The following is an 8,137-nucleotide window of genomic DNA, read 5'->3' on the forward strand; positions in this document are numbered from 1 at the left end:
CCCGCAAGAAGTCCGACCCCGGCGACGCCCTGGTCCTGGCGAACATCCTGCGCACCGACATGCCCATGCACCGCCCGCTCCCCGCCGACACCGACCTCGCCCGCGCGATCGCGGTGCTGGCCCGAGCCCAACAGGACGCCACCTGGAACCGCCAGCAGATCTCCAACCGGCTCCGCTCCCTGCTCCGCGAGTACTACCCCGCCGCCCTCGACGCCTTCGGACCCTGGCAGAACGGCCTCTGCCGCTCCGAGGCCCGCGAACTCCTCAAGCTCGCCCCCACCCCGGCCCGCGCCGCCCGCTTGACCCGCAGCCAGATCGCCGCCGCCCTCAGACGGGCCGGCCGCAGCCGCAAGCTCGACACCGAGACCGACCGGCTGCGCGAGGTCTTCCGCGCCGAGTACGCCCACCAGCCCCAGCTCGTCGAGGACGCCCTCGGCAAGCAGATGCTCGCCCTCCTGCACCAGCTCGACGCCACCTGCCAGGCCGCCGAGGAACTGGCCCAGGCCGTCGAGGAGCTCTTCCCCCAGCACCCCGACGCGGAGATCCTCCTGTCCTTCCCGGGTCTGGGCACCCAACTGGCCGCCCGCGTCCTGGCCGAGGTCGGCGACGACCACACCCGCTTCGCCGACGCCCGCGGCCTCAAGGCCTACGCCGGAGCCGCGCCGGTCACCCGCGCCTCCGGCAAGAAGAGCCACATCGGCCGGCGCATCGTCAAGAACGACCGCCTCAACCACACCGGCTACCTCTGGGCGTTCTCCGCCCTCACCGCCTCACCCGGAGCCGGCGCCCACTACCGCGCCCGCCGCGAACACGGAGACTGGCACGCCGCCGCCCAACGCCACCTCTTCAACCGCCTGCTCGGACAGCTCCACCACTGCCTCCAGCACCACGAACGGTTCGACGAGAACACCGCCTTCCCCGCAGCCGGCGCCTCACAGGCAGACGCAGAGGCAGCTGCCGCGTGACCCCGGCGGACTCGCCCCCAAAACTTGACGCGCTAACCCCGTGCGATGTCTCACGGGCAGTTACCGCTCGGCCGCTGAGCTGGCCGGATGCGACCACCACACGGTCGCCCGCTATGTGAAGATGCGCGCGGCCGGCCAGCAGCCTGACCAGCGCCGACACCGCGATCGGGCGATCGACGCCTTCCTGCCCAAGATCGAGGAGCTCGTGGTCCGCTCCGGCGGCAGGATCCGCGCCGACGTGGTCCACAAGCGGATCTCCGCGATGGGCTTCACCGGCGGGGAACGCACCACCCGCCGCACTGTCGCCGAGGCGAAAGCCCAGTTCAGGGCCGGGCAGCGGCGAATCTACCGGCCCTGGATCACCGAGCCGGCGCTCTGGCTGCAGTGGGACTGGGGCGAGGGCCCGACCATCGGCGGGCGGCGGACCTCGCTGTGGTGCGCGTGGCTGGCCTGGTCCCGCTTCCGGGTCGTGATCCCGGTCTGGGACAAGACCCTGCCCACGATCACCGCCTGCCTCGATGCCACCTTGCGCAGGATCGGTGGAGTGCCCGCCTACGCGTTGACCGACAACGAGAAGACGGTCAGCACCGACCACATCGCCGGGATCGCGGTCCGCAACCCGGAGATCGTCGAGGTCGCCCGGCACTACGGCATGACCATCCGCACCTGCCTGCCCGCCGACCCGGAGACCAAGGGCGGCTCGGAGGCGACCGTGCGGATCGCCAAGGCAGACCTGGTCCCCAAGGACGTCAACCTCCTTGAGGAATACCGCAGTTTCGCCGTGTTGGAGGCGGCCTGCCGCAGCTTCTGCGAAGAGGTCAACAACCGCGTCCACCGCGAGACCCGCCGCCGCCCGGTCGAGATGCTCGCCGAGGAACAACAACGGCTGCACCCGCTGCCCAAGCAGCCCTTCACCGTCGCGTTCGGCACCACCCGCCGGGTCAACTGGGACGCGACGATCTCGGTGGAGGCGGTCCGTTACTCGGTCCCGCACCCGCTGATCGACACCCGGGTCTGGGCCCGGTTCCACGGCGACGAGCTCATCGTCACCGCCGTCCAGGCCGACGGAACCGCCTCCGAAGTGGCCCGCCACCAGCGCGGCACCCCGGGCAGCCCGGTCATCGACGAGGCCCACTACCCCGAGCGCGAGGACAAGGAGGGCGACCGCACCCCGCGCGCCACCAGCGCCGAGGAGGCCGCGTTCCTGATGATCGGCCCCGGAGCCGCCGCCTGGCTGGTCGAGGCAGCGACCGCCGGGACCCGCAGGGTCAAGGCCAAGATGGCCGAAGCCGTCGCGCTGTCCAAACTGTTCCCCGCTGCCCAGGTCGATCGGGCCCTGGGCACCGCCGCGGTCACCGGCCGCTTCGCCGAGAAGGACCTGCTGTCGATCCTCGATTACCAGGCCAGACACGGCATCCCCGAACCCACCCGCGCGAGCGAGACCCACAGCCTGCAGCCCGGCACCTCCGCCTGGGCCCGCTTCGGCCCCACCACCAGCACCGACGCGACCGACGACGAACAGGACGACCTTCGATGACGACCCCGCTCCGCAGCGTCCCCGGCTCGGCCGGCGATCCCCTGAACGAGGCGATCGCGCTGACCCGGCGCTTGAAGCTGCCTCACATCCGTCGCGCGCTGGGCGACTTGATCCCCACCGCGAAGGCCCAGCGTTGGGACCCGGCCGAGGTCGTCCGTGTCCTGCTGGCCGAGGAGGCCGCCGGCCGTGACCGCGCCAACCTTCACACCCGCCGCAAGCGGGCCGGGTTCCCCGCCGGGAAGACGTTCGGCGACTGGGACGAGACGGCATCCTCCATACCCCGCGCCACCCAGGACGCCCTCAAGACCCTGGAATGGGTCAGGCGCCGGGAGAGCCTTTGCGTCTGCGGACCGTCCGGCACGGGAAAGTCACACTTCACCGAGGCTCTCGGGCAGGCCGCGGTCGAGGCCGGGATGACGGTTGCCTGGTTCACCATCGAGGACCTCGGCGCCCTGGTCCGCCGCCACCGCGCGGACGACTCCATCGCCCGAGCCCTGGCCCGGGTCATCCGATCCGACTTGATCATCGTCGATGACATCGGCCTGCTGCCGGTCAGCCCCGACGCAGCCGAGGGCTTCTACCGACTGGTGGATGCCGCCTACGAACGCCGCGCGCTCGCGGTCAGCAGCAACCTGCACCCCTCGGGATTCGACGAGATCATGCCGAAGACCCTGGCCACGGCCACCGTCGACCGGCTCATGCACCACGCTCACATCGTGGTCACCCAGGGTGACAGCTTCCGGCTCACCCAGGCCACCTCCGGTCAGGGCGTCAAGCCCTTCAGCTGATCACCACACGACCCAGGGCGGGGAGATATCTGGCCGCCGTTGGGGAGAACCCGCAGGCCACCAGTGGGGAGAACTCCTGGCCGCCTATGGGGAGAACTTCAAGACCGTTGACACACGGTCGCGCCCTCGGGGGTGAAGACCACGGAGGAGGAGCCCCGCAGCTGGCGGGGGCCTCCTTCACACCTCGAGGAGATCCGCCGCCGATATCAGATGGCGGCGAACGACTTTGACGGCCCCGGGGTCCTTGGCGGGGTCGTTGATCCATCGGTGTGCTTGTTCAAGGAACCATTCGATCGCCCAGACCCGGTGCCATCCCAGCGCCCACGCCTCCGGGGGCAGCCCGCCGCGGCGGGCGAGCGCGTCACGTGGCCCTCCTGCGGCGATGTAGGCGTCGATGAGTCCGCGCAGGCGTGCCGGATCCGGGGGCTGCCTGAGAGTGAGGCCCTGCCAGGAGGCGAGGTCGAGGAGGCCCGGTCCGGTGAAGGAGTGGGCGAAGTCCAGCAGGTGCCGGCCCCGGGGGCCGATGTGCAGGCTGGACGGATGGTATTCGGAGTGCACCCAGCCGAAGGGAGCGGTCTGTGCGCCGACTGCCTTCTTCTTCGCGGCGTGCGCGAGGGCGTACAGGATGCCGGTGAGGTCTTCGGTCCCTTCCGTCCAGCGGTCGGCGGCGTGCAGTCGTTTCAGGTGACCCAGGGCTTTGCCGGGCAGGGCCGCCAAGGCGTTCTGATCCAGCGTCGGCAATGACGGTGGCGGGGCGGCTGCGTGCAGGAGCGCGGCGGCTGTGGCGGCTTCGCTGTCGGTGGCTTCGCGCTGCGGGTCGCCGAGGTCTTCGAGCACCATCACGAGCAGGCCGCCTCGCCGGGCTGAGCCGACCACGTGGGGCACCGGGACGCCAGCCCGTGCGGCGGTCCGCAGTATCCGGTCCTCCCGGGTGAACGGCTCGCGCGCGTACTTCAGGACGGCGGTGGTGCCGTCGGGGTAGGTCAGCCGTTCGACTCCTGACATGGACCAGACGCGCAGCGGAAGCCGGGTAGGCGCCCGGTGGCCGGCGGCGTCGGTGATCTCGTCCAGGAGGCCGCTGATCAGGGCCGGGTCCATGGGTGGGTCGGTCACTTCCCGGCCAGCGAGTGGTCGCGCCGGTGGTCGCGCCAGGCGAGAGCGGAGGCGGCCATGGACCGTGTCCACGCTGCCGCCGACGCCTGGGCGTGGACCTCCCGCCAGTAGCGGGCGTTGGCCTCGGCGAAGGCGAGGAGGACCTTGGGGTCCGCGGCTTCGAACGCCGGCAGCCGGCCGGCCCACTGCTCGGCCTGCCGAGGGGTGTGTCCGGCGTCGATCAGGCGTACGGCCCAGACGGCCGGGTCGGCCCAGCCCGGGCCCCGGGTGGGCCAGGCCCAGTCGATGAGGTGGGCGGCGTGGTCGACCAGGACGTTGTGCGGGGCCATATCGGTGTGCAGGAGCGCGTCCCCGTCGAACAGCTCCGGGGTGTCGCCGTAGGGCGCGTACCGCTTGGAGAAGCTCAGCAGCGGGATGTCCGGGCAGGGGGTGTGGGCGAGTTCCGTCAGCGCTTCGACGACCAGGGGCAGGTCGGGGCTGCCCGGTGAGAAGTCGGCGAGGTGGCCCTCGATCGCCTCGAAGCCGAGCAGGTCCCAGCCCCCGGCCTGCAGGTGCCACAGCAGTCGGGGGGACGACTTGGGCAGGTGCGGGTTGACGGCGGCTTCGCGCAGTTGCGTCTTGACCTGGCGGTTGTCGACGGGGATGCCCTTGATGAACACCTCGCCGGAGGCGGTCAGGGCTTTCACGGCGACGCCGGAGTTCGCTCCGGTGGACGCGTCGGCGGTGGTCAGGAAGGGGCCGGTGTGCTCCTGGACGGCGGCGCGGGCGGCAGGCGGGAGGTGGTGCCAGGCGAGGCGGTTCATCGACACTGCTGGACTCCAGAGGGGCGGTGGGTGGTGCCCCGACCTGGGCCGGGGCACCACCGGACGTGCTAGTACGGCTGGGATTCACTCGACGAGCAGGAGCACATGACGACCTCCAGGACGTCGTCCAAGTCGCCGACGAACACGACCTCCTCGTCCTCAAGGGGCCGCTCGGTGAGCGTAAGCGCTACGGGTACCGGCATGGGTTTACCTCCCTCCGTGCTGGCAGTAGGTGTTGAGCGGGGCCTTCGCCTCCTGGTAGAGCTTGGCCAGCGGCCGGCAGGTGAAGCAGGTGCCGGACAGCGTGCAGCCGGAGCATCCACCGGTGCGAAGCTGGAGGGAGTCGGCGACGGCGCCCAGTTGGCGCAGGCCGTCGACGCCGTCGGTGATCAGGTCGAACTGGGGGTCGCGGCCGACCTTGCAGATCGACGCCTTCCCCCAGGGGTCGGCGTGGAAGAAGGTGTGCCCGGCGTTGCAGCCCTGGAAGGGCCTGCGTGGCATGACGTAGTCGGCGGCCTGGGTGCCCATCCGCTCGCCGCCGCCCTCGATGGTGGGGCTCATCGTGGTGAACACGTGGTGAGGGAAGCCGTACCGGTCGGCCAGCGCCTGCATCTGGGGGATCTCTCCCGCGTTGCGCTCGGAGACCACGATGTTCAGCTTCAGGGGCAGGCCCGCGTCCTGGGAGGCTTCCAGGCCCTTTATGAACCGGTCGAACGCGCCTCGGTTGCGGGTCATGCCGTCGTAGGAGGCGGCGGTGGCGCCGTAGACGCTGACCGCGATCAGGTAGGGGCGGTGGCGGGCGAAGAGCTCCTGGACGCGCGGCTTGGACAGCTGGCTGCCGTTGCTGGCGATCGAGACCATTAGCCCCAGCTCGTTCGCGTACTGGTAGGCGGCCGGGAAGTCGCGGTCGATCAGCGGCTCGCCGCCGGTTATCTGGAACCACAGGGCGCCGGAGTCCCGGACGACGTTCAACATCTTGACCTTGTCTTCCCAGGCCAGGCCCTCGAAGTTCTTCAGGCCGAGGTAGCAGTGCTCGCAGTCGTAGTCGCAGCCCTTGTTGATCTCCCACGACGCGCGGCCGTAGCCGAGCCCGGCGGGCTGCCGGACCAGGACCGTCTCGTGGAGCCGCCGCCCGTCCAGGACCACACCCCAGGCGTTGCGGGCCGCCTCCGCGAGCCATCCGGGCACCATGGCCTGCGGCGGCGCATCCAGGAGCTCCCGGTATCGGCCCCCGCCGATCCGCAGGCCCTCGCGCCGGCCGGGCCGGACGGCCACATAGCCGTCCAGGAACGGAGAAGCGATCAAGTCGTGCATGGACACTCCCTTGGACGGCGGGCGAGATGGCGGGGTCGCGCAGTGGAATGGGTGTGCGGGGACAGCAGCCCCAACCCAGCGGGGCTGTATCGGCTCGGCCGAGCGTCGGACGGGTCTATGGCCTTCTCCTCGGCGGATGGGACTGGGGGCGGCCGGGTGACCGTGGAGCCGCGGCGTGTGCTCGGTGGTGCCGAGGTGCTGGCCGGTCATGACGCACCCCGCAGGTCCGCATGCACCGTCTTCCCCAGCGGCTCCAGGGTGGTGCCCCACTGGCCTCTGGTGAGCTGGTGCACGAGGGCGAGGCCCCGCCCGCCCTCGGCCTTCAAGCCGGCGTCGATCAGCACGGGCAGGACACGGCTGCCGTCGGTCACCGAGATCCGTACTGCCGTAGCGGTGATCCGGGTGACCTCGACGGTCATCCTGAGGAGACAGCCGGTCTTGGAGGCGTTGCCCACGAGCTCGGAGGCGATCAGCTGGGCGTCGTCGATCAGGTCGTCCAGCTCCCACTCGGCCAGCTTGTCGCGGACCAGGCGGCGGGCCGCCGAGGCCGACTCGGGCCGGTAAGGCAAGTGAGCAATGGACGGCTTCTCGACGGCGGGCGCCGGGGCGGTCGCCGTGCTCACGAGGCCGGGCGCATCCGGGGGTCGGCGGCCGGGGAGAAGTCGGCCCAGCCGGCCGCCGCGGTGGCCAGGGCCCTCCGCCGCAGGCGGTCCCCGGCGGATCTGCGCGGCCCGGACGGCGCCGGGGCGGGGTGCGGCGGGCGGCGGGTGGCGGCCATCACGGGCTCCAGAGGGATCAGCGGTGTGGTGGAAGCGCCGGTCCGGACCGCGCGTGGATCCGGACCGGGCTCATGCCCCGGCTTCACGTCGCGGGGGCCTGAACACCACGATGCCGCTGATGTAAGGCCGTGAATTTCACCAGAAGTGAAAGATCGTCAGATGCCCGTTCGTGTGATCCAGGTTGACAGCCGTACACTCCGGCGGCTAGCGGAGCGTGACAACGCGGTCACAGTCTCGCGGGCGAGCGGGTGCCGGGAGACCTGCTCGGGCGCCACCGCGTACGCGGCATCCAGCTGGTCGAGCGCGGCTTCGGGCTTGGCCATCCACCGGTAGGCGCGGGCCAGGTCGATGTGATGGTGTCCGATCCTGGTCGGCGCCCACCCGGCCGGGAACCGCAGGCCCTTCGCGGCGTCCACCGCCTGGTCGTGTTCACCGGCCTCCACCAGCGTCATCACCCGGTGGACCTGCACGTTCGTGGGCCCGAAGTGCAGTGACAGGTCCAGCCGCTCGCCGGTCCTGGCGGCAACCTTCTGAGCCTCGTCCAGGTGATGCTTCATCACGTCCGTCTCCCGGGCGCGGGCGGCGACCACGGCGGAGCCGAGGTGGAGCTGCCCCTCGGTGACCAGCGCGCTCGGCGTCTTGGCGTCCGTGCCCTCCAGGTGGCCCCGGCCGGACTCCTGAAGACGCCGGCATGCCGCCAGGTCGCCGACGCGCAGGTAGGCGGTGACCCGCAGGTACTCGCGGGCGGCCCGCAGAGCGGGAGCACGATCACCGGCCCGCTGAGCGGCCCAGTCCATCGATGCTGTTGGTGATCTTCAAGTGTCGCGGGTTCGAGTCC

The 8,137-nt window shown here is 71.2% G+C and carries 10 protein-coding genes; 3 read left to right on the plus strand and 7 right to left on the minus strand.

Annotation, left to right across the window (positions count from 1 at the left end; genetic code table 11):
* The 3 genes from AA75_RS02095 to istB all read left to right on the plus strand — a co-directional run.
* Window positions 1-965, plus strand: a 965-nt coding sequence (locus tag AA75_RS02095) for an IS110 family transposase (RefSeq protein WP_033817946.1), incomplete at its 5' end; no start/stop codon positions are given.
* 40 nt (window positions 966-1,005) lie between these two features.
* The gene (istA, locus tag AA75_RS02100; protein WP_033817947.1) at window positions 1,006-2,502 is read left to right on the plus strand and encodes an IS21 family transposase; all 1,497 of its coding nucleotides are present in this window, start codon (window positions 1,006-1,008) and stop codon (window positions 2,500-2,502) included.
* Window positions 2,499-3,290 carry an IS21-like element helper ATPase IstB gene (gene istB, locus AA75_RS02105; protein ID WP_033817948.1) on the plus strand — a complete coding sequence of 264 codons (792 nt, stop codon included), beginning with the start codon at window positions 2,499-2,501 and terminating at the stop codon, window positions 3,288-3,290. The genes istA and istB overlap by 4 nt, the downstream gene beginning before the upstream one ends.
* 177 nt (window positions 3,291-3,467) lie before the next feature.
* On the opposite strand, the gene AA75_RS02110 is transcribed toward istB, so the two are convergent.
* The 7 genes from AA75_RS02110 to AA75_RS02130 form a co-directional block, all read right to left on the minus strand.
* Window positions 3,468-4,133 carry an aminoglycoside phosphotransferase family protein gene (locus AA75_RS02110; RefSeq protein WP_233288883.1) on the minus strand — a complete coding sequence of 222 codons (666 nt, stop codon included), beginning with the start codon at window positions 4,131-4,133 and terminating at the stop codon, window positions 3,468-3,470.
* Window positions 4,134-4,399: 266 nt separating this feature from the next.
* Window positions 4,400-5,212, minus strand: coding sequence for a hypothetical protein (locus AA75_RS02115; RefSeq protein ID WP_033817950.1), 813 nt, complete (start codon window positions 5,210-5,212; stop codon window positions 4,400-4,402).
* 62 nt (window positions 5,213-5,274) lie between these two features.
* On the minus strand, window positions 5,275-5,409 hold the full coding sequence (locus AA75_RS53385) for a hypothetical protein (RefSeq protein WP_255360172.1): 135 nt from the start codon (window positions 5,407-5,409) through the stop codon (window positions 5,275-5,277).
* 4 nt (window positions 5,410-5,413) lie between these two features.
* A complete protein-coding gene (locus tag AA75_RS02120; protein ID WP_033817951.1) occupies window positions 5,414-6,520 on the minus strand; it encodes a radical SAM protein in 1,107 nt (368 codons plus the stop codon).
* Window positions 6,521-6,726: 206 nt separating this feature from the next.
* Window positions 6,727-7,143, minus strand: a complete 417-nt coding sequence (locus AA75_RS02125; protein WP_051740071.1) for an ATP-binding protein — start codon at window positions 7,141-7,143, stop codon at window positions 6,727-6,729.
* Window positions 7,140-7,298 carry a hypothetical protein gene (locus tag AA75_RS48930; protein WP_158515428.1) on the minus strand — a complete coding sequence of 53 codons (159 nt, stop codon included), beginning with the start codon at window positions 7,296-7,298 and terminating at the stop codon, window positions 7,140-7,142. The genes AA75_RS02125 and AA75_RS48930 overlap by 4 nt, the downstream gene beginning before the upstream one ends.
* Before the next feature lie 156 nt (window positions 7,299-7,454).
* Entirely contained in the window at window positions 7,455-8,096 is a 642-nt protein-coding gene (locus AA75_RS02130; RefSeq protein ID WP_051811609.1) for a hypothetical protein, read from the minus strand.
* Window positions 8,097-8,137 lie beyond the last annotated feature (41 nt).

Source organism: Kitasatospora sp. MBT63 (assembly GCF_000710465.2).
In the GTDB taxonomy this organism is placed as follows: domain Bacteria; phylum Actinomycetota; class Actinomycetes; order Streptomycetales; family Streptomycetaceae; genus Kitasatospora.